Raw genomic sequence first — 24,872 nt, 5'->3', positions numbered from 1 at the left:
GTGCCGACACCCCGGACGCCTGTGCCGTCAGTCGGCGCTGCCGCCGCCCCCGGACGTCCCGGACCGCCGCGCGAGCTGCCGGCCGCAGGTCTCGGCGAGGGCGGCCGTGTCCAAAAGTGCCGGATCGCGGCCGGTGAAGTGCCAGAAGAACACCGGCCCGATGAGGGACGCCGTCGCCTGGTCGAGCGTACGGCGGCAGGTGTCCGCGCCCAGGGCGCGGCTGAGGATGACGCGCGCACTGTCGCCGATGACGTCGTGGTCGGCCAGAAGGGCGGCGACGGCCGGGTCGTGCTGCGCCTCGCCGATCAGCGCGCGGTAGGCCGCCCCCGCGTGTGAACGTGTGAGGAAGACCGTCAACGCGTCGAGATAGGCGGCGAGTTCGGCCACGAGATCGCCCGTCGGCTCCACTGCGAGCTCCTGCCGGGCGTCGTCGGCACTGGCCTCCAGGAGGATCTCCGCCTTCGTCGACCACCATCGGTACACGGTCTGCCGGCCCACGCCCGCGCGGTCGGCGATGCCCTTCACGGTCATCGCCGCATAACCGACCTCTACGAGGAGATCGTCGGCGGCGTGGAGAACGGCGGCGCGTGCCCGCTCGCTCCGGGGCCGGCCGAGACGGGCACTCTGCTGCTCCATGCCTCGAAGCGTACCCGCGCAAACACATAGGAGACAAACTGTCTCGTATATGTGGTGTCGCGCCCCCGGAAACCGCGGGAATCCAAGATGCCCAGGAAGCTCAAGGAAGAAGAATGCTGCGCACCGACATCGACGCCTCTCCCGAGGACCGCAGGGCGGCTGCGCGCCGCGCCGTCGTCGTCCTCGCCTGCGTGAGCGCGTGCACCACGCTCGTGATCGGTTTCGTGGCCGCGATCAACCTCGCGGTCCCCCTGCTCGCGGCCGGCGACCTGCACCCCACCTCGTCCGAACTGCTCTGGATCGTGGACGGCTACGTCGTCGTCTTCGCCTGCCTCGTCATCCCCGGCGGCGCGGCCGGGGACCGTTTCGGACGCAAGGGCGCCCTGCTCACGGGGCTGTTCACGGTCGCCGCCGGAGCGGCGCTGTCGGCCCTGGCGCCGACCGTCGCGATCCTGCTCGCCGGCCGGGTGCTCACCGGGATCGGCGCCGCACTCGTACTGCCGAACTGCGTCGGCATCCTCATCCACGCCACACCGGCCGAGCGACGCGGTCGCGCACTCGCGGTGTGGGCGGGTGTGAGCGGCATCGGCGGCCTGGTCGGCAACGTCGGGGGAGGAGCGTTCCTGACCGGCGGGTCGTGGCGGACACTGTTCCTCGCCGTCGTGCTCGTCGCGCTCGCCTGCGCGCTCTGGGCGGCGGCCGCCGTGCCGCGCAGCAGCCGTCACGAGCGTGGGCTCGACCCGGTCGGCGCGCTTCTCTTCGTCGCGGCGGCCGTCGCCCTCCTCCTCGGCATCATCGAGGGCCCCGAACTCGGATGGACGAGCGCATTCGTGGTCACCGCCTTCACACTCTGCGCCGCCCTGACCGCCGTGTGGCTCGCCGTCGAACTGAGGGTGCGCCACCCCATGCTCGACCCGCGGCTCTTCCGCAACCCCCTCCTGGCCACGGCGAGCATCGGCATGGTGGTCGCGTTCTTCGCCAACTTCGGCCTGTTCTACGTCAACGCCTCGCTGCTGCAGTACGGCCGCGGCTTCAGCGTGCTCGGCGCCGGACTCGGCATCCTGCCGATGACGCTGCCCCTGCTGCTCGGCACCCGGTACGTGCGGCACCTCGTGGCCCGCGCCGGGCACGCCGTGACCCTCGCCGCCGCGTTCCTCGCCACCACGGGCGGCCTGTTCGGCCTCTCGACCGCCTCGGAACAGCCCTACGCCGTGTACGCGTGCTGGCTGGTGCTCGTCGGCATCGGCATCACCCTGGCACTGCCCTGCCTCACCCAGGAGATCACGGCGGGACTGCCGCCCCAGCAGGCGGGCGTCGCCGGCGGACTGCAGTCCGCCACCCGCGAACTCGGCAGCGCCCTCGGCGTCGCCGTCGTGGGCACGGCACTCACCGCCGGATTCACACGAAACCTGCCCGCCGCGGTGACCGGCGCGGACAGTGCACCGCGCACGGTCGCCGAGGCACTGGCCCAGGCGCCGGCCCGGCACACGCACATCGTCGCCGCCTACGTCGACGGCGCGGACGCGGCGCTCCGGGTCGCCGCCGTCAGCGCCTTCTGCGCCGGCGTCCTCGTGGTCGCCGGGGCCACTTGGGCCGCCCGCCGCACACGGCAGCACACCGCGTGAACCGTGCCGGCGCAGCCACGCCACCGACACGACTGTTCCAGCGAAAGGAAAGCACCATGACGACAATGCCGGCCTCCGACGACCCGTACCCCGAAGTCCTCGAAGCGGCCAAAAGCTTTCAAGCCTCCCTCGGCCGGACACAACGCGCCGACCTGCTGCACCCGCACACCTTCGCCAACGCGCGCCGCTGGCACACCTACCCGCAGTGGTCGCTCGGCCGCTCCGGACGGCTCGGCGTGAACCTCGCCTCCCTCTCCGGCATCCAGTGGGAGGCCCTGACGCGCCTCCTGGAAGCCGCGCTCGGCACCGGACCCGACCGGGGCGCCGACAGCGTCAGGCAGCACATCATCGCCGACGAGTATCTCCGCTCGACCGGCATGGGCGATGGCTACGGCCGGACCGGTTTCCGTATCGCCTTCCTCGGCGAGCCGACCGCTGAGGGCCGGTGGCAACTGCAGTGCGGAGGCCACCACCTCGCCGTCGCGAACACCTACGAGGGCGGCCGGCTCACCGGAGCCACCCCGTCGTTCCGCGCCGTCGAACCGTGCCGCCCCTTCTCGTACCAGGGACACACGTATGACCCGATGGGCCGCAAGCGCCAGGCCCTGCGCGCCCTGCTGGCCTCGCTCGACCCCGCGCAGCGGCGCGCGGCCGAACTGCCGGACCGCCTCGACGACCTGCTGCTCCGCCCCGGCCGTGACTGGACGTTCCCCACCCGCCAGGAAGGCACCGCCGTCGCGGACTTCTCCGCCGGCCAACGCGCCCTCGCACTCGATGCGATCCGGGCCTGGGTGGAGGACGTGGACGACACGAACGCCGCCCGTATCCTCGCTCGCTACGAAGCGGAGCTCGACGAGACGACGGTCGCCTACGCCGGCTCCGCCCGCCTCACCGGCACAGGCGACTCGGTCCGCATCGACGGACCGTCCGTCTGGATCGAACTGCGCATGGACGAGCCGTACTCCACCACCGAGCCCCACCCGCACTCCGTCTGGCGCGACCGTCATACGGACTACGGCGGCCTGCGGCCCTGAGGCCGACTCTGCCGGGGACCCCGGAGTCTCGTGGTGCGGCAGCATGGTCAACGGGCGTGCTCGGGTGGCTCCGGTGACCGATGCAACTGCCGAGGAGCCCCATACCCCCGCCCGTACTCAGGCAACGCCGAACGCACCGCAGACCTGGTCGACTTCCTGCCCACCCACGATCAACACCGGTGCCACACCGCACTCGACGGCAAGCCGCCCATCAGCCGCGTCAACAACCCTGCGGGTCAATACATCCAGGCGACATCAGATGCGGGGAAACCCTCGGCCCCGCTCAGCCGCTCACCACACCGAGCAGGACCCGGACCGTCTCCGCCATCGCCTCCCGGCCCCGGGCGACGTAGGGGCGGGGGTCGGTCAGGTCGGGGCGCTCCGTCAGCGTCCCGCGGACCGCGCCGGTGAACGCGACGTTGAGAGCGGTACCGATGTTGATCTTCACGATGCCCGCCTGAACGGCTTGTCGCAGATCGTCGTCGCCGACGCCCGACGAACCGTGCAGCACCAGAGGTACGGGCACGGCCTCCCGCAGGCGTGCGATGAGCGCGTGGTCCAGGACCGCGGAGCGTTCGGTCATCGCGTGGCTGCTGCCGACGGCGACGGCCAGGGCATCCACGCCGGTGTCCGCGACATAGCGCGCCGCCTCCTGCGGGTCGGTGCGCACCCCGGCTGCGTGGGCGCTCGCGGGAGCGTCGGGCTTGCCGCCCACATAGCCGAGTTCGGCCTCCAGCCACAGGCCCGCGCCGTGGGCCCACCGGGCCGCGGCGCGGGTGGCGGCGAGGTTCTCGGCGTACGGCTGCGCCCCGGCATCGAACATCGCGGAGGAGAACCCCGCGTCGGCCGCCGTGCGCAGCAGCCGCATGTCCGTCACGTGGTCCATGTGCAGTGCGACGTCGACGTCACAGACCTTGCCGACCTCGGCCGCGGCCCGCGCGATCGGCTCGACCCGGCCGCCGTGGAACCGTACGGCGTTCTCGCTGATCTGCAGGATCACCCCCGGGGTGCCCGCGGCGGCCGCGCCGGCGGTGATCGCCTCGGCGTGCTCCAGCGTGATCACGTTGAACGCCGCGACGGCCCGGCCTGCGGCGGCGGCCTTCGAGACGAGTTCGCGCGTGGGAACCAGGGGCATGGAGGTGTCCCCTCGCTTTCCTGTCGGTTCGGTGGGTACGGGCCGGTGTCAGCCCGTACCGCTACGTGGTTCGGCCGGGTACGGATATGTGGGCGATCAGGACTTCGGCAGGGCCGGACTCAGGTCCGCGCCCTCGTCCGCCGCGCCCGGGGCCACGGAGTTCTCGCCGCTCTTCTCGTCGCTGTAGACCATCAGGGTCGAGCCCGCGAGGGCCAGCACGATACCGAGGGTGCCCCACACGTTCGGGAGCGTCCGGTAGACCGCCAGGGACAGCACGATGGTCAGCACCGGGGCCAGCGCGTTGGTGACGGGGGCGACGACCGTGGCCTTGCCCCGGCTGAACGCCATGACCAGGAACAACGCGCCGACCGCGTTGAGGACCTGCGTCACCGCGGTGAGTGCCGGCGCCTGCCACGGAGCGCCGGACGGGAAATCGCCCATCATCACGAACGCCACCGGAACCAGCAGCAGTCCGCTGATGGTCATCCAGCCGAAGGTCGTCGCGTCGTTGACCCCGACCACCGCGGCCTTGCGCATGCAGAACGCCTGCACGCCCCAGGCGACACAGACCAGGACGGCCATCAGCAGCCACGGGCCGTGCGCGTTCGAGTCGTCCGTACCGCTGGGAATGCTGAGCAGCACGATCGCCGCCAGCGCCGCGACGACACCCACCAGGGCGAGCCGGTTGATCCGTTCCCGCAGCAGCGCCATCGCCAGGACGACGGTGACCACCGGGGAGAGCGACACCAGGGGGAAGATCAGGTACGCCGGGCCGTTGGCGAGCGCGTGGAACAGCAGGAGTTGGCCGCCGGCGCCGGTCAGTCCCGCGATCAGTCCGTACACGGCGGCGATCGGCCGGCGGTCGAAGGTGTTGCCGCGCAGCGCGAAGTACGCGGGTATGAGCATCGTGAAGGCCCAGATGATGTAGATCATCTCGTTGGGGTAGTCGTACCTGCTGTTGGGCTCGCTGGAGAAGGCGCCCCACACACCCCAGAACAGGACCAGCAGCGACGCGTACAGGATCCAGCTCTTCGTGCCTCTGTTCATCGGTCTTCCCCTCTTGAGGCAGAGATCCCGGAGGCCATGCGCAGCGCTTCGAGCGCGGGCTGGTCGAGCGGGGTTCCGGCGATTTTCGCCGCGTACAGGGCGGCACCTACGACGGGCTCGTACAGAGGTTGTCGCAGTTCGTAGTGGGTGGAACGATTCTTCAGTCCGGTGGCGAACGCCTCCAGAACCACGTCGGCGCCGAAGGTGCCGCCCGAGTAGGAGACCGGTACGGTCTCGTCCGGGCCGAACTCCAGCCGCTCGCGGGTGACGTCGACGATCAGGGCGAGTTCCCGGCCGGCCTCGGCGAGGATCGCCGAGGCGGCCTCGTCTCCCAGACCGGCCGCCTCGGCCACCGAGCGGCTGAGCGCGGCGATCCGGCTGCGGTCGCCCTGCCACTGGTTGTGGACCACGTCGATCACGTCGAGGTCGGACGCGAGATCCAGGTGGCGCCGGAACACCTGGGCCAGGGGGCCCTCGGGGAGCCGTCCGTCGCTCATCCGCGAGAAGGCGTTGAGGCCGCGGACCGCGATCCAGTGCGCCGATCCCTCATCGCCGAACATCTCGCTCCAGCCACCGACGCGCACGCCCAGGCCCAGCCGCTCGCCGTAGGTCATGGAGCCGGTGCCGCTGACGACGTTGATGCCGTCGGCCGCGCCCAGTGAACCGGCCCAGCCGCAGACCATGTCGTTGTCGCAGGCGTAGCGGTCGTGTCCGAGCACGGCTCGCGGGGTCGCGTGCAGGACGGGCAGATCGCGGGCCGCCTCTCCGTAACCGGGCAGGCCGAAAAAGGCGTACTCGATGTCGGCGGGGGTCAGCTCGGCCGCCGCACAGACGGCGTCGACGCCTTCCCCCAGCACACGCCCGACGAGTTCGATGCCGTGGGAGAAGTAGTACGAGCTTGCCGCCTGCGCTCGTGCCACGACTTGTCCGCCGCGGTCGACCAGGCAGAAGGCGGTTTTCGTACCGCCACCGTCGACACCTAGGAACATCGTTGTACCTCCGTCCGGCGCCCTGGAGCCGCGCCGTTGATGCCTTTGATCAGTTGTGCAAGGAGTGCAGGGTCACGCCCTGCACTACGCGGTTGACCTCACCCGAGGGGAACGGGTTGTCGGCCCGCAGGCCCCGGGCCTGGGAGGCGCGCAGGGCGATGAGCTGGGCGTACACCACAGCGGACAGCGCCAGGGCAACGTCCTCGACGCCGTCGAGGCCCGGCAGCGGCCAGGCGTCGTTGCCTTCCGCTTCCGCGTCGGGGCCCGCGGAGACCGTGACGACGCTGCCGGCGGGAAGATTTCCGCGCAGCTCCGCGGCGATGTCCTGGTCGTACTTGCGGGTGTAGGGGTCGTTCGACATGTACACCACGACGACCGAACGGTCGTTGAGCACCGCCTTGGGGCCGTGCCGGAATCCCAGCGAGGTCTCCGAGACGGCCATGAGCCTCCCACCGGTGAGTTCGAGCACCTTCAGCGCCGACTCCTCGGCGAGGCCCTTCAGCGGGCCGCTGCCCAGGAAGACGATGCGCTCGGGTGCGCGGGCCACGAGGGCGCCGACGGTACGGTCCACGGCGTCGCTCTCGCAGATCGACTCGACCGCCTCGGCCAGGCGTTCGGCGACCCCGTCGTAGGCGCTGCCGCCGAGAGCGAGCAGTGCCGCGAGCGTCATGCACGTGAAGCTCGACGTCATGGCGAAACCGCGGTCGTTGGACGCGGCCGGCATCAGCAGCACGTGGGACTTCGGCAGCTTCGCGTGCTCGCGGGCCAGGCGGCCCTGCTCGTTGCAGGTGACCACGAGATGGTGCACCTCGGAGAGGACCTGGTCGGCCAGGGCGGTGGCGGCCACGGACTCCGGGCTGTCGCCCGAGCGCGCGAAGGAGACCAGCAGCGTGGGAACGTCCTCGGCGAGACAGCCGCGGGGGTCGGCGACGAGGTCCGTGGTGGGGACCGCGTCGACGCGGCGTCCCAGGCGCCGGGCCAGGGCGGGCTGGAGCACCTGGCCGGCGAACGCGGAGGTCCCGGCACCGGTGAGTACGACGCGCAGGTCACCGCGGGCGACGAGCGGACGCACGAAGGCATCCAGCGACTCCCGCGAGGCCGCGACGATCCGATCGACCTCCCGCCACAGGGCGGGCTGCTGGGTGATCTCGCGGACGGTGTGGGCGGCGCCGTCGTCCAGGGACAGCGGGCCGGAAGGCGTGGTCACACGTGCTCCATCAGGCGGGGGTCGGAGGCGCGGTCGTAGCCACGCAGAACGTCGCGGACGTGGTCCACGACCAGGTCGCGCGGCCGGGCGGCGAGCTCGCCGTGGCGGACACGGGCGTACTGGAGGGGGAGGTGGGCGCTGAGCAGCGGCAGGGGGATGTCCATGGCCGAGAGGTTGTCCATCAGCCGGGCCTGGGCCTTTTCGATCTCAGGGTCGGGCCAGTAGTAGCGCATCCGGTCGCTGTAGCTGTAGCGGCGTGCGAGGCCCTGCTCGGCAGCGCTGCCCGGGTAGTAGCCCTCCCACTTGGCGGGCTCGGCGAGCATCCGCTCCTCGACGACCTCGGGAAGGCGTGACCGCGCGGCGGCCGGGACCAGCTCGTCCTCGATCGCGGCGAGGGCGAACAGCGCCTCGCGCAGGGCGAAGGTCAGCCCGGGGCCCACCTTGAGGACCGCCCAGTGGTCCTCGACCAGCGCGGTGAGCGCCTCGACGGTCTGGTAGTCGGTCGAGTGGGCCTCGTAGACCATGGTGGGCTCGTCGTCGAGGACCTTGCGCAGTTCCTCGGTCAGCTCGCGCCGGTAGTCGACGACCTGCACATGGTCGAACTCGACGGCCGGCTGGACCACGAGGGCCATGACGCGCGGCCAGACCTCGTCGATGCCGTGCTGGGCGAACGCCTTGCGGTGCTGCTCCAGAGTGGTGCGCGCCGCCTCGGGCGTGGTCGGGGCGAGCGCGTGGAGCGTCTCGTGCGCGCCGCCGGGTGTGGGCACCTCGGTACCGATCACGTACCGGATCTGCTCGGCCCGTTCGGGGCCGGCCGTCTCCTCGGCCACCCGGATCAGCCGCGCGGCGCGTTCGGCGACCACGTCGTCGGTCAGCGGTACGGGGTCACCGGCGCAGGCGAAGCTGCAGTCCAGGTGAATCTTGGTGAAGTCCGCCGCCACATAGGCGGCGACCAGGGCGTCGGCCCGCTCCATCGCCTCGTCGGGCGTCAGGGACCGCCACCGGTTCGGTCCGAGGTGGTCGCCGCCGAGAATCACGCGGTCCAGTGGCAGACCACTTTCGGCGGCGATGCCGTACACGAGGTCGCGGAAGTCCGCGGGCCGCATGCCCGTGTAACCGCCGTACTGGTCGACCTGGTTCGAGGTCGCCTCCACCAGTGCCTGACCGCCGGTCTCCCGTGCTTGTACCACGGCTGCTTCGATGACCAGCGGATGAGCCGAACACACCGAGGTGATGCCCTGCGGCTGTCCGGCCTTCTGACGCCGGACCACCTCGCTCAACGGGCTCTGCATTGCCAACCCCTTACTCGACGAGTATCTCAAGCCGATCCGTCGTCATGGCCTGCGGCTCACGCCGGACAGTACTGGTCTTATTTTGGGGTCGTCAATAGTCTTATTCTGGTATGCGACTGGTATTGCACAGCCGACGGCAGACCCGCGGCGATCGTCCAAGTCCGGTTGGTGATCGGTTAAGACTGGTTGGTGATGGAGGCCCGGAACCGGTAGCGGTCCCCCCGGTAGACCTGGACGGTCAGCTCGATCGGGCGTGATTCCTGGTTGGACGTGAGCTGGGTCGCGACGAGCATCGGCATGGTCTCCTCGATCTCGAACAGCTCGATCTCCCGTGGCGTCGGGTGGCGGGCCTCGACCGAATAGTCGGCGACGCGGGGCAGTTGCGGCGGGTCGGCGGCGCGCAGGGTGGCGTAGAGCGAGGCCGTGGTGAAGTCGGTCTCGGCCAGGGCAGGACAGGCCGCCAACGGAAGCCGGTTGTGCTCCAGCACGACGAGCAGACCGTCGAGGAAGCGGAGTCGGTGGAGGTCGAAGAGATCGGCGCCCGGAGCGATCCGGAGCTGCTCTGCCTCGGACACCGTGGCCGGGCGAACGGTGGCGGAGAGCACCTTGCCGGCCGTCGTCAAGCCGTTGGCCTGCGCGTAGTCGGCGAACCCCTGGACCTGCGGGGCCGCCGAGGCGGACGTCGGCGTCGCCTCGGGGAGCAGACCGAGCTCGGCGACGAACCACCCGCGCGACGACGACGGCCGCACGATGCCCCGCGACTCCAATTGCGCGAGGGCCGCTCGCAGCGTCACACGCGACACGGCGTACCGGTCGACCAGAGCCCGCTCGGAGGGCAGCCGGTCACCGGGGCGGGCGGCAGCGGCGCGCAGGTCGTCGAGCAACCGCGCGGCTGTGCGCTCGTACAACGGGAGGACATCGTCACCGAACAGACCTTTGGGCATCGACGTTCGCGCATCTGTCATACCAGAAGCATACCAATTTGCTCGACGACGCGAACCACCGTTCAGAAGGCACCCGTTGACATGACACTCGCATACCGCTTACGTTCCCGAAGCAGGCCACCCGATGCTGAAGAAGTCGCCGGTGAGCGACTTTCCGTTGCGCCGCGCCTCGGGCACCCGCCGGTGATCGAGGCACCGTTGTCGCAGCTCACCGAGGATGTCTGCCTGCTACTGCCGACGACGACCTCGCACTGGGGCACCCGTTCGGACGGTACGCCGTCCCCGACCCAGCCGCCCTACTGCGAAAACCGGTAGCAGACCAGATATCGACCAGCTCTACGGACGGTCGCTTCGTCGCGAACGTGCGGCTCGACGTTGACGATCCCCAACGACGGACACAAGGCGGCTGCCCCAGTCGGGCACGCACGACCGAAAGAGAGTTCGACATGACGGACATGAACCGGCGAAGCGTACTGAAGGTGGCGCTGGGAGGTGCCGGCCTGGCCGCCTTCCCCGCCGTGGTCATGGGCGTCTCACCCGCGGCCGCCGCACCGAAGTCGGAGCCTGACCTCGTCGGAGTCGGCGACACCTCCATCACCCTGGAGTTCGACGACCAACTGCGCAGCCGGGTGGCGCTCAAGGGCGTCGGCCTCACCCGCTTCGACGCCGGCGAGGCCCTGCTGGTGGGCGGTAAGGCCATCGAGGCGTTCACCTACCGAGGGCACCGGACCCGCGCCACCCGGCACCCCCGCCACGGCGCCGGTGTCCGGGTGACGATCGAGGGCACGTCCGAGGAAGGCGTACGGAAGACGGTCGTGCTGACCTCCTTCGAGCGTCTGACCGGCATGATCGTGATGCAGGTGACCTACACCAACAGGTCCTCCACGGCGCTGAAGGTGACCGGGTGGCGCAACGGAGCCCACGAACTCCTGGAGACTCCCGGCGGCTTCTACACCTTCTCCGGCACCACGTACACGGACCGCCGCGACTGGGTGATGCCGGTGAAAGACGGCTATGTCCAGGAGAACTCGTTGGGGATGGACTCCTCCGACTACGGCGGCGGCACCCCGCTGGCGACCGTCTGGCGCCGCGGCGCGGGCCTCTCCGTCGGACATGTCGAGCCCGTGGCGACGGTCCTGCGCATGCCGGTCCGCAAGACCGACGCCGGAGCGAGCATCGCCATCCAGGACGACACCGCCCGCACCCTGAGGCCGGGCCGTCGGCTCAGCACCGACACCACGTTCCTGACCGCCCTCCCGGGCGACCACTTCGTGCCGCTCCAGCGGTACCGCGACTACATGAGCGACATTGGCCGGCGCGCCCCCGAGGTCCCTGCCTCGGCCTTCGAGCCCATCTGGTGTGCCTGGGGCTACGAGCGCAACTTCGCCACCGAGCAGGTCACCAAAACGCTGCCGAAGGCGCACGAGGTCGGTCTGCGCTGGGCCGCGCTCGACGACGGCTGGCAGACCAACGAGGGCGACTGGGACATCGACACGGCGAAGTTCCCGCGCGGCGAAGCGGACATGCGGGCCTTCACCAAAGAGATACGGGACGCCGGCCTGCGGCCGCGCCTGTGGTGGGCCCCGCTGGCGGCGGACCCCGACAGCAACCTGTTCCGGGACCGGCCCGACATGCTGCTGCTGGACCGCGACGGCAACAAGCAGGACGTCACCTGGTGGGACGCCTACACCCTCTGTCCGGCCTACCAGCCGACGGTGGACTACTTCGTCGAGCAGGCGAAGAGGTTCATCGGCGACTGGGGTTACGAGGGGCTCAAGATCGACGGCCAGCACCTCAACAGCGTCGCGCCCTGCTACAACCCGAAGCACCGGCACGCCCGCCCCGAGGAATCCACCGAGGGCGTGGCCCTGTTCTGGAAGGCGATCCACGAAGCCGCGCACGAGGCGAACCCCGACGCCCTCGTCGAGCTCTGCCCCTGCGGCACCGCCTTCGCCTTCCACAACCTGCCCTACGTCGACCAGTACCCCAGCTCGGACCCGGAGTCCTCCTACCAGGTCCGCAGCAAGGGCAAGTCGATGAAGGCGCTGATGGGCGCGGGCAGCAGCTACGCCGGCGACCACGTCGAACTGAGCGACGGCGGGAACGACTTCGCGTCCTCTTACGGGGTCGGAGCCGTCCTGTCGACCAAGTTCACCCTCCCCGGAGCCGGAGCCCCGGACAAGGCGACCGACCTCACCCCGGAGAAGGAGGTCCTCTGGCGCAAGTGGGTGTCCCTGTACGAGAAGAACATGCTGCCCACCGGCGAGTACCGCGGTGAGCTGTACGACATCGGTTTCGACAAGCCCGAGGCGCATGTCGTGGCCAAGAAGCGGACCCTCCACTACGCCTTCTACGCCGACCAGTGGGACGGGACGGTCGAGCTGCGCGGTCTGGGCCGCAGGCGGTACCGCCTGACCGACCCGTTCACCGGCAAGTCACTCGGAACCGCCACTGCTCAGCACAACACCGTCAAGCTGTCCTTCGAGCGGTTCCAGCTCGTCGTGGCCGAGCCCATCGGCTGATCAGGCGGGGGCCCGGGCAGCCGGGGCAACACTCTTGATAGTGCGAGTGACGTGCCAAAGGCTTGCCGGGCCCCCGCTTCTTCACCTGGGACGTGGAGTCCCGCGCGCCCCGCCTGATACCGGACACCACACTCCGCCGCAGCGCGTCCTCGCGGCCACGCACTCGCCTACACCATGGGCTACAGCCTGGCCTCTATCTGACGGCCGGAGTGCTCCACTTCCCCGATGCGGTCCGCCTTCCGGCAGGTCAGGTGGGGCTCGGACTCGTCATGGCCGGTGTGGTCGCGCTGTCCTGGGCGTCACCGTCGGTCATCTGGCGGGCCGGCACGGCGCGCGGCGTCTGCGCGGTGGCGCTCACTGTCCAGGCGCTGGCCACCAGCGGCTTCGTACTGGCGGACGCCTTCTCGCTTTTCGTGGTCGCGGCCTGCGCGGCCGCCGGGCGAGGACGGCCGGGACAGCCGCCCGCTCCCCGCTCATCGCCCTCTTCAAGGCCGTCGACCTGGTCTACCGATGCCTCGGCCAACTGCTGACCGCCGCGTGCGTGGTAATCCTCGTCCGGCGCCGGCGCACGAGCTCGAAGGCCCGCCGTCGTGTCCACTGCCGGTCGGGATCGTCGTGGCCCTGCCCCTGGCCTTTTTCGGCTGGGACGTGCTGTACGCCCTCTTCCCGCGGCAGCCGTCACAGGGGGCCGCGACCCCGATGATGACAGTCACGCTGCTGTCCGACCTGACGGAGATCGCGCTGCTGGGGCTGTGGAACGAGCAGGTCAGCGCCTACCTCTCCCCGGGCGGCGAGTTACTGCGCCTGCCCCCCGGGACCGGGTCCGACACCACCCCCGTGGCCGAACGCAACGGCAAGCCCACCACCGTACTCGTCCACGACGTCGCACTCGACGACGACCGGGAACTGCTCGCCGCCGTGGGTGCCGCGATCCGGCTGTGCCTGGAGAACACCTGGCTGCGCGCGGAGATCACCGAGCAGGTGGCCTCAGCGCGCGCAGTCAACTCGCGCATCATCCAGGCCGCCGACCGGGCGTCCTGCTCACCCACCTCGGCGACACGCTGACCACCTGGGGGCCCACTGTCGCCATCAGCCTGGCCATCAGCGTCCTCCTCCTGTACCTCGGCCGCACGTAGCAGCAGCATCGCACCAACCGGATCCTCGCCCGAGGTGCACAGTTCATCACCGTCCTGCCGCCACCCGACGCGAGCCCAGAGGACGCCTCGGTTCTGTGGGCACACCTGGCCGGCCTGCTCCTGCCCGCCCCGCCACTACCGCCTGTTCCCCGGCCCGCACCTGTCCTGGGAATACCTCCTTGACCGCGACACCGTCCGCATCCGCCTCTGAGTTCCCGGCACCGCCCCGCCCCGGCCGGATACCGTCGCTACACCGCCGGGGGCGAGCTGCGGCCGGCCCGGCACGACGCCCTGCCGCTGCGCACCCCGGCCATGGAACGCGCCATCATGGAGTCACTCCAAGAGCGCTGGATGAGGTTCCTGGCAACGCTTGGGGCGGATTGGACGGCCGCTTCTCCCATCCCCCTCCCATTCGGTCTCGCGGAGTGGATGAATGCGCAGGTCAGGCAGGCGAAGGAGTTGTACTCGTAGCCTTGTTCATGACGTTCATCACGACGAAGAGCTTCATGCCGTTCGTCATCTACCGCATCCTCCTCGGCATCGCCCTCTTCGCCCTGGTCAGCGCGGGCGTCCCTAGCCCGCACGCGGGCGAATCCGCAGGCTGAGGGGGCGGTTCCGGACCCCTGGAACTACCCCCGCCTGCGCCTGAAGTCTTCGCTTTTTCTGGAGGCTGCACTCCGGGTCGACCAATATCTGCGCCCGCGAAGTGAGAGTTTGACGGGCCGCGTAGTGAAAGTTCTTGCCGCAGTGAGCGGAGTGGAATTAATCAAGCGGCAGGGCCCGGCGCGGCGTGCTACTGTCGATCTCAGTTGCAGTTGTGGTTCCCGAACTTCAAGTGCCCCCGCTCGGCTCCGGCCGACGGGAGCGTTTTTGTATTTCCGGTCATTTTCCGGGCGGGGTAATCATTACGGCGACACGGCGTCCGCGCAGTGCGGATGCCGATGTACTGCCCCGAAGGAGATATGGCATGGCTACTGGCACCGTGAAGTGGTTCAACTCGGAAAAGGGCTTCGGCTTCATCGAGCAGGACGGTGGCGGCCCCGACGTGTTCGCCCACTACTCGAACATCGCCGCCCAGGGCTTCCGTGAGCTGCTCGAAGGCCAGAAGGTGAACTTCGACATCGCGCAGGGCCAGAAGGGCCCGACGGCCGAGAACATCGTTCCGGCCTGACACTGACGCACATTGTGAAGCTGGGGCCCGCATCCTTCGGGGTGCGGGCCCCAGTCGCACGTTATTCCCTCAGCGGTATCACCGGCGAGGCGAGGTGACGCGGAGGAATCCGTAACCCTGCCACGCACGAGTCCCCTAGAGAGGTGCAGAGGCACCCTCAGGGACCATACCGAAGTCGGCGCCCGGTTTTTACGCATCCCGGCGCGCCACCTGTTTCAGCATCTGCGCCCGCGCGTCCCTTATCGGCCAGATGTGTTTTTTACTATCGGTCCATACTTGAAATTCCATGGCGCTCATCGCTGCGGGGATTCCTTGATATGCGCCGTATCGAGGAAGGTTCCGCATGAACCGCACACGCACGAACGACCGTTTCGACCGCACCCGCAGTGCCGGTACCGCCGCCGGAAAGGGCGCCGGCCGCTCCGGCTCGACGCCGCGCCGTTCCGGTGGGTCGAACCGTTCCGGCGGTCATGGCCGCCGCCCGGCCGCGGCGCAGGGTGAGTTCGCGCTCCCCAAGACGATCACCGCCGCACTGCCCGCCGTCGACGACTTCGCCGATCTCGGCATGCCCGAGCAGCTCCTGGCCGAACTCGGCAGGCAGGGCGTGAGCACCCCGTTCCCGATCCAGGGCGCGACGCTGCCGAACTCTCTGGCGGGCCGTGACGTCCTGGGCCGCGGGCGCACCGGTTCCGGCAAGACCCTCGCCTTCGGCCTCGCGCTGCTCGCCCGCACCGCCGGCCGGCGTGCCGAGCCCCGACAGCCGCTGGGGCTGATCCTCGTACCGACCCGCGAGCTGGCGCAGCAGGTGACGGACGCGCTCACTCCGTACGCCCGCTCCGTCCGGCTGCGGACGGCCACGGTGGTGGGCGGCATGTCGATCGGCAGGCAGGCCGGCGTGCTGCGGGACGGGGCCGAGATCGTCGTCGCGACCCCGGGCCGGCTCAAGGACCTCATCGACCGTGGCGACTGCCGGCTGGACCAGGTGGGCATCACGGTGCTGGACGAGGCCGACCAGATGGCTGACATGGGGTTCATGCCGCAGGTCACCGCGCTGCTCGACCAGGTGCGTCCGGAGGGGCAGCGGATGCTGTTCTCCGCCACCTTGGACCGTAACGTCGACCTGCTGGTGCGCCGCTATCTCACCGACCCGGTCGTGCATTCGGTCGACCCGTCGGCCGGTGCGGTCACGACGATGGAGCATCACGTCCTGCACGTCCACGGCGCCGACAAGCACGCCACCACCACGGAGATCGCCGCCCGCGACGGCCGCGTGATCATGTTCCTGGACACCAAGCACGCCGTCGACCGGCTCACCCGGGATCTGCTCCGCAGCGGGGTACGGGCCGCCGCGCTGCACGGCGGAAAGTCGCAGCCGCAGCGCACCCGCACGCTGGCGCAGTTCAAGACGGGGCACGTCAGCGTGCTGGTGGCGACCAATGTCGCGGCGCGCGGCATCCACGTCGACAACCTCGACCTCGTCGTCAATGTCGACCCGCCGACCGATCACAAGGACTACCTCCACCGCGGTGGCCGGACCGCCCGCGCCGGTGAGTCCGGCAGTGTCGTCACCCTCGTCACACCGGGCCAGCGCCGCGGCATGGTCCGGCTGATGTCGGACGCCGGGATCCAGCCGCAGACCACCCAGGTCCGCTCGGGTGAGGAGGCGTTGAGCCGGATCACCGGCGCCCAGGCCCCGTCCGGCATCCCGGTCGTCATCACCGCACCGGCGGCCGAACGTCCGCGGCGCGGCGCTTCCTCCCGGGGCCGACGCCGCTCCGACCGGCGTGCGCCCGTACGCAAGTCTGTCGTCCATGCGGCGGCCTAGAACCTTCACGTTCAGGAAGCTGACCCATAACTGCAGGAGGCACCTTTTGACGCTGGTTCAGATGCAGACCCGCCCGGCGGACGCCGACCCCGCGCACAGGACGGCGGCCGAGGCCATGGACGCGGCCGGACCGCAGGTCTGGGACGACATGAGCGTCGAGGTGGCGCTGTCCGTCATGGCCGCAGCCCGCACGGGCCGGCTGGTCGTCTGTGATCAGGACAGCCAGTGCACCGCTCGGGTCACCCATAGGGAACTCACTGCCGTCCGCAACAGCTCCGCCTACACGGACCGCATCCGCCTGCGCGACGTCCTCGGTGCCCACGCGCCGTTCGCCGCACCCTGACCACGATGGCCGAAGCCGAGCACGCGAGGTGCACCCGTCGGCCCGGTGGCCTGCCGGTGGTCGATGAGCAAGACGAAGCTCCGGGCCTCCTCGCCCCCTCCCGCTGAACGGCCTCGCCCCGGCCAGGCCGTTCTTCCCCTCTCCCTGTGAGGTCACATGCGCTGTGTCATCGCCCGCTTCCCCTTCGAGCTCACCAAGAGCGGCGTCCTGGAGTCGATGAAAGGCGTCAAGCCCGAAGCCGGCACCGGTGAATCCGTGACGATCGGCCGCCGCCGCTATCCCGTCAAGCAAGTCGGCCAGATCATCACACGCCAGGACCGCCGTGATTTCACCGCCGGCGAAGTCGTCCGGGCCATGACGCGGCTCGGCTTCACCTGCCACCCCGTCTCCGAGGCCGCACCCGTACCCGTCCTCAGCCCGCTCCAGCACGCTTCCGCGATGCTCGGCACTCCCCTGCCTGCCTGACCGGGGAAAACAGGGGCATGTCAGCCGTGGCTCAAGGCGGCTCCCGGCCCGGGCGAAGGAGCGCCGCCGGCAGCATCAGCGGCGCGGCAATCACGAACCTTCTGAAGATTCACCGGTCCCAGGCGTCGCCGGCGGGTCCGGCCGTTCGGCGGCACGGCGGTATTCGGCGTTGATCCGCTGGGCTTCTTCGAGCTGGTCTTCGAGGATGATGATGCGGCAAGCGGCCTCGATGGGGGTGCCCTGGTCGACGAGCTCGCGGGCACGCGCGGCGATGCGCAACTGGTAACGGGAGTAGCGGCGGTGGCCGCCGGCGGAACGGAGCGGAGTGACCAGGCGCGCCTCGCCGATGGCGCGGAGGAATCCCTGGGTGGTGCCGAGCATTTCGGCGGCCCGCCCTATGGTGTAGGCGGGGTAGTCCTCGTCGTCGATCCGGTCGTACGAGTCGTCTGCTGTCATTGAACCTCTCTCATGGCACGCGTCGAGGGGCCCGGATGCCGTCCTGGCACCCGGGCCCCGAAGGAACTACTACACCATCTGCCGGCCTGGATAATGCGCCGGCCTTCTGTGTCCGCCGACCCGGCCGAAAGGCTGCCGGGGCTGCGGGGATCGCGGTTGCTTGACCGGAGACCACCTCACTATCGATGTCCTGCGGTACCCGGGCCTCTCACGTGCGCCCGGGCGATCCTGATGGCGATCGCTCCTCCGTCCTTCCCTCGTGATCAACTACTCTGCTGCGTACTACTCGTGTTGCGAACTGCTCTGCGGCCTGTGACAGCGCCGCACTCCGGCAGCCGACCCCGTTGCCCGTCCTGCGGCGTGAGGCTCACTGCCGTACGTCCCGGTGCGCGCGCCTGCAGCCGACGCCTTCACCGGAGTCCTGCTCACGGCGGCCCCTGATCACTGCGGGCCACCCGGTGCGGCCGTCAGCCCCGTCGCCATCCTGCAACCGTGGCTTCGGGACTCCACCGCCGCACCGTCCTGCATGCTGCATCTGCGGGTCCTGCTGCCCAGCAGTTCGTCTCTGCCGGGCCCTGCGGTCTCTCTGGGTTACGAAAGAAACCATACCCATGCCACCACCCGATGTCTACTACGGCCGACATAGATTTTTGCGTGTCCGGCGGAAAGGTAATCGGCTTCGAACGGTGCGGGCGAGACACACCGCCCGCACCGCCGGAATACCGGGCCGCAAGCCGGGCACACGCACCACACAGGCAGGACCGGGACATCGTCGATGCAAGGACCAGGTGAGCTGATGGACACGGCGAGCGTCTGCGTCGCCCCCGCTCGCTCCGGGAGCACCGCCGCCGACGCGCGCCGGGACACTCGGGCCTTCCTGGACGGCCTTCTTCCGCCGGTCACGTCCGAGGCCGCCGGCACCGTGCTCCTGGTGGTCTCCGAACTCGTCACCAACGCCCTGCGCCACGCGGGCGGCACCTGGACTCTGGAGCTGACCGCGCACCCGGACGGCATCGAGGTGGCCGTGCACGACCCCAGCCCGCAGGCACCGCGCCTGCGCACCCCCGACCTGAGCGGCGGCACCGGAGGCTTCGGCTGGCCCCTGGTCAACCGCCTCGCCCGCACCACCGCGGTCACCCCCGAACCGTCCGGCGGCAAGAAGGTCAGCGCGCTCCTCCCCCGGTAGCGCCACCGCGGGCGGCCCCGCCGGCCCCTTGAGACCACTGAGCCGAAAGCCTGCATACCGAGGCCGACGTGGGAGACGGCCGGTCCGGTAGTGAAGGGGTGGGGCACATGGGGCTCTGACGCCACGCGCTCATAAATGTGAGTGTTCTCGTGGGCACCCCTCACTCGGCGGCCGCCGTCGCCTGCCACGCGCCCGGACGCTTGCCGGTGGCCTTGCGGAAGAACACCGAGAAGTTGGATGCGTCGGGGAAGCCGAGTACGTCGGCGCAGCGGGCGGCGGTGAGGCGGTCGTGCGCGAGGAGCCGTTTGGCTTCCAGGGTGATCCGTTCGACGATGTACGCCTTCGCGGTGCGGCCGGTGGCCTGTTGCACCGCTCGTGAGAGGGTGCGGGGCGCGTACCCCAGCGTACGGGCGTAGTAGCCGGCGTCGTGGTGTTGGCGGAAGTGTGCTTCGACGCTGGAGCGGAACAGCCGGAACGCCGGGTGGGTGGGACGTGCTTCGGCGTGCGGTGGGTGCAGTCGGGTGATCAGCGCGGAGAGCAGGATGGCGGGCAGATCCGTCCGGGAGTCGCTGGGTGGGGCGGATGCTTCAAGGAGGAGATGGCTGCGCGCCGCGTCGACGAAGGGCCAGTCGGCGTCGGGGATGCTCCAGTGCGCGGCCGGGTCCGGGAAGGCGACGAGTTCGCGGGTGGCGTGGGTGACCGGCGCGGTCGGCACGAACAGCACGAGGTGCCCTGCCACGTCGGCGATGTCGTCCCATCGGTGCACCGCGCCGGGTGGAATCCACACCGCGGACCGGTCCTGGAGCGGGTGGCGGTGGAAGTCCACCGTGACCGAGCCGGGTCCGGCGTCGATGACGGCAAGGACGTGGAAGTCGGCGCGCTGTGTGCCGCCGTCGTTCAGCTCGCGGAGGCGGCCGAACGTCATCGTCTCGACCGAGGCGGCACGGCGTCCCGCGGGCTGGTAGGTCATGTGCCGGATCACGCTCACGTGTCCAGTTTCCACCATCGGGCGACCAGTCGTACCGATGCCCTGACCGGGTGCAGAAGTTTCAATGAATACACAGGGCAACTGCCCAGAGCACCGACCGGAAGGGCCACCATGACCGCCACGCAGCAGACACTTCTGCCCACTTACGACCATCAGCCGGGGACCGGGCCGACCCTGGTGTTCCTGCACTATTGGGGCGGTTCCGCCCGCACCTGGGACCTCGTAGTCAACCGTCTGGCGGGCCGTGACATGCTCACGGTCGACTTCCGCGGATGGAGCCGGTCGAGCACCCTGCCCGGTCCCTATACGCTCGGTCAGCTCGCCGACGACACGCTCGCCGTGCTCGCGGATGCGGGGGTCACCGACTACGTCCTGGTGGGGCATTCGATGGGAGGCAAGGTCGCTCAGTTGGTCGCGGCCACCCGGCCGGCCGGCCTGCGCGGTGTCGTCCTCGTCGGCTCCGGCCCGGCGAAGCCCGCCGCACAGGTCACTCCCCAGTACCAGGAAGCCCTGTCGCACGCCTACGACTCCGCCGAGTCCGTGGCCGGGGCACGGGATCACGTCCTCACCGCTACCGATCTGCCCGCGTCGGTCAAGGCGCAGATCGTGACCGATTCGCGGACCGCCACCGACGCCGCCCGTACCGAGTGGCCGCTACGCGGCATCGCGCAGGACATCACCGAGCACACGCGCAGGGTCGACGTGCCCGCTCTCGTCGTCGCCGGAGAACACGACCAGGTGGAGCCCGTCGGCGTACTCCGCGACAACCTGGTGCCCTACCTCTCCCACGCCGAGTTCGTGGTGCTCCCCCACACCGGTCACCTGATCCCGCTGGAAGCCCCGGCCGGCCTCGTCGAGGCCATCACCGCGTTCGCGCCGGCCACCTGACCGTTCTCGCGGCCCGACGACGGGCTGCGCCCCTGATCATCCGCCCACGGAGCCGGGGCAGGCCGCTTGTGCACCGGCCACACAACGGCTGGCGCCGCATCGTGACCGACCCGAGCCGGCCACCCGGGGTTCCGGGGCAACGCCTGTTCGGACGTCTCCTCGTCCACTCCGCGGTGCGCGAGACCACCGAGCCTTTCGAGCCGGACCTCCTCATCAAGGCGAAGCTCCTGATGTGCGACGACCTCGACGCCACGGTCGCGGGCCTGGAAGCCAAGGGCGTCGAGTTCACCACGGCTATCGCCGAGCAGCGTTGGGGACGAGTCACCACCTTGGCAGTTCCAGGAGCGGGCACGATCGGGCTGTACCAGACGAAGCACGAGACCGCCTACGACCTGGACTGACCCTCTCTTCAGGCGAGAAAGCCAGTGCGTGACTCCGTCGAGGGTCTTGGGGGGCGTTGTTCGGCTCCCGCTGGTCGAGACACGCCTCCTCGGGCAGTGGTGCGGCCGCCGCGCGGTAAGCGACGCTGAGCAGTCGCAGCCGGACCAGCAGGAGGTTGAGCGGGTGGCGGTGGCACCCATTCCGTGTGGCCCTGAATGTGCGGTGCGCTGCTGTTGGTTGCGGGCATGGGCGTTCGCCTCCCGTTGCGTGGGCACGGGGAGAGGTTGGGGAGCCTAAGTTGGCTGGGTGGAATGGGGACGGTGGTCGCTTCAAGGGCGTGCCGAGTCCCGGGGAGGGCCTTGGTGGTCAGGCGCGTGATGCGTCCGGTCGTCGATACGACGATGTCGATACGCATGGGGGCCATGACGCCGTGGTCGTAGTGGCGGTAGCTGAGCAGGCGAGTGTCCGGGGCGTTTCTCGGGTGCTCGAATCTGGCGGCGGCGTCAGCCGTTTCCGTGGGGAACCAGGTGCGGGCGAATCGTTCCGCCGACTTTCGTAGCTCCGCGTCGGGGAGGGGCGCGGTGGGAAGGGGGCGCCTGCTTCGGGCTGGTGGCTGGCTGTGCTGAGTTCCATGAGCTTGCGGTCCGGCCATGTGGCCACGACGGATCCGCGGTCGGTGTCGGCTCGCAGGAGCCACTGTTGCCGGCTGTTCTCCGGTTTGTGGATCGCTGTACTGCCGTTGGCCTGCGCGCCCAGCAGTTGCGTCACGGTGCCGGCGAACCACTGCCGCATCTCGTCGGTGTTGCCGAATGCGGATCTCGAACGGTAGGTCGTCGCCTCGTAGTCCTCGATGGTGAGGGTGGCGGGAAACGCCGTCGCGACGGCGCAGGCGCTTGCGACGACCGTGCCGAGGCCCCACAGCGTGTCTCGCCGGGTGAAGGGGGATCGGCGTCGGCCGTCCCGTGGGAGGAGGTAGCGGCAGAGGCAGCCCAGGGTCAGGCCGATGATGCCGCCCAGGGCATTCGCCTTGACGTCGTCGTAGCTGCACGCGCGGCCCAGGGGCAGATGCCCTGGGCGAGTTCTATCCCGCTGGTCAATAGCACTGTCCCGGCGAGTACGAGTACCGGGCGCCGGAAGAGAAGTACCGCCAGAAAGCACAGCGGGACGAACAGCAGGACGTTCAACTGGGCTGATTCGGAGGCCAGGAAGGCAGTTCCGGGAAGACCACGGTCGCAGGCGCCGGACGCTTCGGCGCCGCGGAACCCCGGCATCAACGTCACGGTGAGTACGCCGGCCAGTGCTGTGGTGAACAGCATCGGCTGAACGACGGAATGGCCACGTGACTTGGTGACGAGTCCGACCGGAACGGCCAGTAAGAGGGTGGTGATGACGAATGCCGGAACGAGGCCGGGCACCGCACCGACCGATGCTTCAATCACCGATGACGTCTTTCGTCGAGACGAGGTGACGCTTCATCACCCCGTGAGCCTGCACCGGAATCGGTGGGAAGGGACGCCGAGTGACGTTACCGGAAGACGCTTTCGGTGGTGCGGCGAGGGATCATCGAGCCAGGAGTTGGTACAAGGCCATGGGGGTCACATAGCCCGACCAGCGGCCGTCGTCGAAGAGCCGGACTCCGGCGTTCTGGTAGCTCTGGTCGACGAGTTGGGAGCAGATCATGTGGCCGGTGGACGCGACGTAGCGCCGAAGTCCAGGGAAGGGCAGGTGCAGCCGGTGCACGGCGATGGCGAGGTAGTCGAGGAAGCTGTACGGGACACCCTCGTAACCGCGGCCCACGGCGCATATCGCGTTGCGCCGGGCGTCGGTGAGCCCTTCCGGGCGCACATAGAGGACATCCACACCGTCGTAGGCCGACAGGGAACGGATGGTCGCGCCGCCGGGTTCGGCTTCGATCAGCATTTCGCCGGGCAGTACGAGGAAGGCGTGCTGGTAATCGCCGAATCCGTTTCCGTTCAGCCACTGGCCGATACGGATCAAGCGTCCCACATCGCCGTTGATTCGGGTGAGACCTATGTCTCCGGGCATGGGCAGGTCATGCTGCATCCGCGGCTCCGAGGCACACAGTGGGGTGGGTTTTCTGTGTGATACCCATTTCGGAGCCGTTGAAAGGAGACGGGGCAGGAGAATACGTGAACCGGCGTCCGCGGAACCGGGGACGGGGTCGGTTCAGCGCAGTTCGTAGTGCCAACTGCCGTCGGAGGGTTCCTGCCGTACGTGTACGCGGGCGACGGCGCGCAGGCGGTCGCGGTCCTGCCGGGTGACGGTCACGGTGCCGCCCGCCTTGTCGAGCACGTACTTCAGCGCGGATTCGAGCTCGTCCCGCCGGTGGGCGAGTTGCGCGAGCTCGGACTGCGCGTGCTGCAGCCGCGCTTGCAGCAGCACGATCTGCTGCTCGGGAGTTTCGGCGTCATTCGCCATGGGGCCGACGTCCTCGGGATCGGACGGGCACGGGTGGGCACGAAGGGTACGGGCGGGCACAACGGCGCGCGGCCGGACACGGATCGGCGGGCGAGGCGGGAGAGGCGCCTCGCCCGGACCTTCCGCGTGCCGGCAGGCACACCCGGTGGGATGCCGGATGTGCCCGCCATCAAGGCGCTGGAGCCATCAGTCCTGGTCCAGGTCCCCGAATCGGGCTGCCGAGTTCCAGTTGCCGCTGCCCCAGTTGTGCGAGGCGAAGCTCGGCGCGTTGGTGTACTTGCTGATGTTGACGTAGTCGTCGTCGTGACCGTGGGCCTGGGCCGCAACGACGCCGGCGGCGGACAGGCCCACCACCGCGAGGCCGACGAAGAGCGGACGCATGACAGAACGCATACCAACATCCTCCTTTGAGGCGTGCTGAGAGTGACTGACGCTTCGATTCAACCCTCGGCGATCGGTCATATGAAAGGAGAAACGCGCCTTTTCTCCCGATTTACCCGGTTGGCCTAACAGAGGAAGGGAGGGGACGGGGCGGGCAGGGAAGAGAGAGGGGAGCGTGCGGAGGGGTGGTTGGGGCGGGGCAGACGGTGGCTGGGGAAAGGGTGCTGGCGGTTGATGGGGCGCCAGGGGCCGGTGGGGGCTTCGGCGGGGACGGAAAGGGACGGGAGCGAGGGGACGTTGGGGTCACCCGTTCGGCTCATGGGTGTGGCGGAACGTGGACGGAGCGTGGGCAGAGGGTGTGGGTCTGGACACATATGGAGAATCCCGCACGCCGGGCATGTAACGGTCATGGCAGGTCAGCCGCCTGCGTACGGTGCACGTGCCGTTGCCGGTGCAGCGATGCGGCGGGCGGGGGGACTTCGGGGAGGGGACGTTGTCAGTGGCCGCCCCTAGCATGTACGGCATGTCCCCAACTCCTCCCCCATGCACGGGCGCGCCCGTAGCTGCGGCCGACGCGAACGAAGCGATCCGGCGGTTCGTGCGTGCCCGCCGCGGCCGGTCGTGGACGGCCGAGGACCGTGCGGAGTATGCGCGGCTGCTGGAGATATGGACGCTGGCGGCCCGCAGAGGTGTCGTCGAGGCTGCCGTCTGAGCCGACCGCAGGCCGCCGACGCGAGGTCGGCGGAAGGGAAAGCCGCGACGGCGCGTGATCGGAAACCATT

Annotated in this window: 25 protein-coding genes and 3 pseudogenes; 15 read left to right on the top strand and 13 right to left on the bottom strand. The window is 69.7% G+C overall.

Features of this window, described 5'->3' with window-relative positions:
* Nucleotides 1-27: 27 nt before the first annotated feature.
* Complete coding sequence (locus EJG53_RS37170) at nt 28-636, bottom strand: TetR/AcrR family transcriptional regulator (protein WP_003985418.1); 609 nt, start codon at nt 634-636, stop codon at nt 28-30.
* 113 nt (nt 637-749) lie between these two features.
* On the opposite strand from EJG53_RS37170, the gene EJG53_RS37165 reads away from it, so the two are divergent.
* The 3 genes and pseudogenes from EJG53_RS37165 to EJG53_RS37155 form a co-directional block, all read left to right on the top strand.
* A complete protein-coding gene (locus EJG53_RS37165; protein WP_125048557.1) occupies nt 750-2,261 on the top strand; it encodes an MFS transporter in 1,512 nt (503 codons plus the stop codon).
* A gap of 56 nt (nt 2,262-2,317) precedes the next feature.
* Nucleotides 2,318-3,295, top strand: coding sequence for a DUF3500 domain-containing protein (locus tag EJG53_RS37160; protein WP_244955496.1), 978 nt, complete (start codon nt 2,318-2,320; stop codon nt 3,293-3,295).
* A gap of 102 nt (nt 3,296-3,397) precedes the next feature.
* A pseudogene (locus EJG53_RS37155) lies at nt 3,398-3,541 on the top strand (IS481 family transposase); the annotation flags it as partial.
* A 37-nt stretch (nt 3,542-3,578) separates the two neighbouring features.
* Here EJG53_RS37155 and EJG53_RS37150 read toward each other — a convergent pair.
* The 6 genes from EJG53_RS37150 to EJG53_RS37125 form a co-directional block, all read right to left on the bottom strand.
* Nucleotides 3,579-4,430: a class II fructose-bisphosphate aldolase gene (locus EJG53_RS37150; protein ID WP_125048556.1), complete on the bottom strand. Its 852-nt coding sequence runs from the start codon at nt 4,428-4,430 to the stop codon at nt 3,579-3,581.
* Between the two features lie 96 nt (nt 4,431-4,526).
* Entirely contained in the window at nt 4,527-5,477 is a 951-nt protein-coding gene (locus tag EJG53_RS37145) for a DMT family transporter (protein ID WP_125048555.1), read from the bottom strand.
* On the bottom strand, nt 5,474-6,466 hold the full coding sequence (locus EJG53_RS37140; protein ID WP_125048554.1) for an N-acetylglucosamine kinase: 993 nt from the start codon (nt 6,464-6,466) through the stop codon (nt 5,474-5,476). The genes EJG53_RS37145 and EJG53_RS37140 overlap by 4 nt, the downstream gene beginning before the upstream one ends.
* Before the next feature lie 49 nt (nt 6,467-6,515).
* Nucleotides 6,516-7,673, bottom strand: a complete 1,158-nt coding sequence (locus EJG53_RS37135) for an SIS domain-containing protein (RefSeq protein ID WP_125048553.1) — start codon at nt 7,671-7,673, stop codon at nt 6,516-6,518.
* Complete coding sequence (locus EJG53_RS37130; protein ID WP_125048552.1) at nt 7,670-8,965, bottom strand: D-tagatose-bisphosphate aldolase, class II, non-catalytic subunit; 1,296 nt, start codon at nt 8,963-8,965, stop codon at nt 7,670-7,672. Before EJG53_RS37130 ends, EJG53_RS37135 begins: the two co-directional genes overlap by 4 nt.
* Nucleotides 8,966-9,141: 176 nt before the next feature.
* Nucleotides 9,142-9,930, bottom strand: a complete 789-nt coding sequence (locus EJG53_RS37125; protein WP_167515225.1) for a GntR family transcriptional regulator — start codon at nt 9,928-9,930, stop codon at nt 9,142-9,144.
* A 425-nt stretch (nt 9,931-10,355) separates the two neighbouring features.
* On the opposite strand from EJG53_RS37125, the gene EJG53_RS37120 reads away from it, so the two are divergent.
* From EJG53_RS37120 to EJG53_RS37085, 8 genes and pseudogenes are all read left to right on the top strand, one after another.
* On the top strand, nt 10,356-12,431 hold the full coding sequence (locus tag EJG53_RS37120) for a glycoside hydrolase family 36 protein (protein WP_125048551.1): 2,076 nt from the start codon (nt 10,356-10,358) through the stop codon (nt 12,429-12,431).
* A 251-nt stretch (nt 12,432-12,682) separates the two neighbouring features.
* Nucleotides 12,683-12,961 carry a hypothetical protein gene (locus tag EJG53_RS37115; RefSeq protein ID WP_125048550.1) on the top strand — a complete coding sequence of 93 codons (279 nt, stop codon included), beginning with the start codon at nt 12,683-12,685 and terminating at the stop codon, nt 12,959-12,961.
* Between the two features lie 85 nt (nt 12,962-13,046).
* The gene (locus EJG53_RS37110) at nt 13,047-13,496 is read left to right on the top strand and encodes a hypothetical protein (protein ID WP_125048549.1); all 450 of its coding nucleotides are present in this window, start codon (nt 13,047-13,049) and stop codon (nt 13,494-13,496) included.
* 541 nt (nt 13,497-14,037) lie between these two features.
* Nucleotides 14,038-14,172, top strand: a pseudogene (locus tag EJG53_RS37105) (undecaprenyl-diphosphatase); the annotation flags it as partial.
* Between the two features lie 362 nt (nt 14,173-14,534).
* Nucleotides 14,535-14,738 carry a cold-shock protein gene (locus EJG53_RS37100; RefSeq protein ID WP_003985808.1) on the top strand — a complete coding sequence of 68 codons (204 nt, stop codon included), beginning with the start codon at nt 14,535-14,537 and terminating at the stop codon, nt 14,736-14,738.
* Between the two features lie 343 nt (nt 14,739-15,081).
* The gene (locus EJG53_RS37095) at nt 15,082-16,563 is read left to right on the top strand and encodes a DEAD/DEAH box helicase (protein WP_125048548.1); all 1,482 of its coding nucleotides are present in this window, start codon (nt 15,082-15,084) and stop codon (nt 16,561-16,563) included.
* A 46-nt stretch (nt 16,564-16,609) separates the two neighbouring features.
* Nucleotides 16,610-17,013: pseudogene (locus EJG53_RS37090) on the top strand (CBS domain-containing protein).
* Between the two features lie 49 nt (nt 17,014-17,062).
* Complete coding sequence (locus tag EJG53_RS37085; protein WP_125048546.1) at nt 17,063-17,371, top strand: SCO5918 family protein; 309 nt, start codon at nt 17,063-17,065, stop codon at nt 17,369-17,371.
* Between the two features lie 90 nt (nt 17,372-17,461).
* Here the strand turns inward: EJG53_RS37085 and EJG53_RS37080 are convergent, their stop codons facing one another.
* Nucleotides 17,462-17,827 (bottom strand): MerR family transcriptional regulator, encoded by a 366-nt coding sequence (locus EJG53_RS37080; protein WP_125048545.1) that lies wholly within the window; start codon nt 17,825-17,827, stop codon nt 17,462-17,464.
* 796 nt (nt 17,828-18,623) lie between these two features.
* On the opposite strand from EJG53_RS37080, the gene EJG53_RS37075 reads away from it, so the two are divergent.
* Entirely contained in the window at nt 18,624-19,013 is a 390-nt protein-coding gene (locus EJG53_RS37075) for an ATP-binding protein (protein WP_125048544.1), read from the top strand.
* Nucleotides 19,014-19,173: 160 nt separating this feature from the next.
* Here EJG53_RS37075 and EJG53_RS37070 read toward each other — a convergent pair whose 3' ends face one another.
* Nucleotides 19,174-20,001, bottom strand: coding sequence for a helix-turn-helix domain-containing protein (locus EJG53_RS37070; RefSeq protein WP_167515224.1), 828 nt, complete (start codon nt 19,999-20,001; stop codon nt 19,174-19,176).
* A gap of 111 nt (nt 20,002-20,112) precedes the next feature.
* Between EJG53_RS37070 and EJG53_RS37065 the strand changes: the two genes are divergently transcribed.
* A complete protein-coding gene (locus tag EJG53_RS37065) occupies nt 20,113-20,889 on the top strand; it encodes an alpha/beta fold hydrolase (protein ID WP_125048542.1) in 777 nt (258 codons plus the stop codon).
* A 101-nt stretch (nt 20,890-20,990) separates the two neighbouring features.
* Nucleotides 20,991-21,290, top strand: coding sequence for a VOC family protein (locus tag EJG53_RS37060; RefSeq protein ID WP_125048541.1), 300 nt, complete (start codon nt 20,991-20,993; stop codon nt 21,288-21,290).
* Nucleotides 21,291-22,265: 975 nt separating this feature from the next.
* Here EJG53_RS37060 and EJG53_RS37055 read toward each other — a convergent pair.
* The 4 genes from EJG53_RS37055 to EJG53_RS37040 form a co-directional block, all read right to left on the bottom strand.
* On the bottom strand, nt 22,266-22,709 hold the full coding sequence (locus EJG53_RS37055; protein ID WP_125048540.1) for a VanZ family protein: 444 nt from the start codon (nt 22,707-22,709) through the stop codon (nt 22,266-22,268).
* Between the two features lie 121 nt (nt 22,710-22,830).
* Nucleotides 22,831-23,334 (bottom strand): hypothetical protein, encoded by a 504-nt coding sequence (locus EJG53_RS37050; protein WP_125048539.1) that lies wholly within the window; start codon nt 23,332-23,334, stop codon nt 22,831-22,833.
* A gap of 123 nt (nt 23,335-23,457) precedes the next feature.
* Complete coding sequence (locus EJG53_RS37045) at nt 23,458-23,709, bottom strand: hypothetical protein (RefSeq protein ID WP_125048538.1); 252 nt, start codon at nt 23,707-23,709, stop codon at nt 23,458-23,460.
* Nucleotides 23,710-23,895: 186 nt separating this feature from the next.
* Entirely contained in the window at nt 23,896-24,102 is a 207-nt protein-coding gene (locus EJG53_RS37040; protein WP_125048537.1) for a hypothetical protein, read from the bottom strand.
* Nucleotides 24,103-24,613: 511 nt separating this feature from the next.
* On the opposite strand from EJG53_RS37040, the gene EJG53_RS37035 reads away from it, so the two are divergent.
* Nucleotides 24,614-24,802: a hypothetical protein gene (locus tag EJG53_RS37035; RefSeq protein ID WP_125048536.1), complete on the top strand. Its 189-nt coding sequence runs from the start codon at nt 24,614-24,616 to the stop codon at nt 24,800-24,802.
* Nucleotides 24,803-24,872: the final 70 nt, after the last annotated feature.

It is taken from the genome of Streptomyces chrestomyceticus JCM 4735, from assembly GCF_003865135.1.
GTDB lineage: Bacteria > Actinomycetota > Actinomycetes > Streptomycetales > Streptomycetaceae > Streptomyces > Streptomyces chrestomyceticus.
Note: the sequence above shows the minus strand (reverse complement) of the source record. Positions and strands in the feature narration are given on the sequence as shown.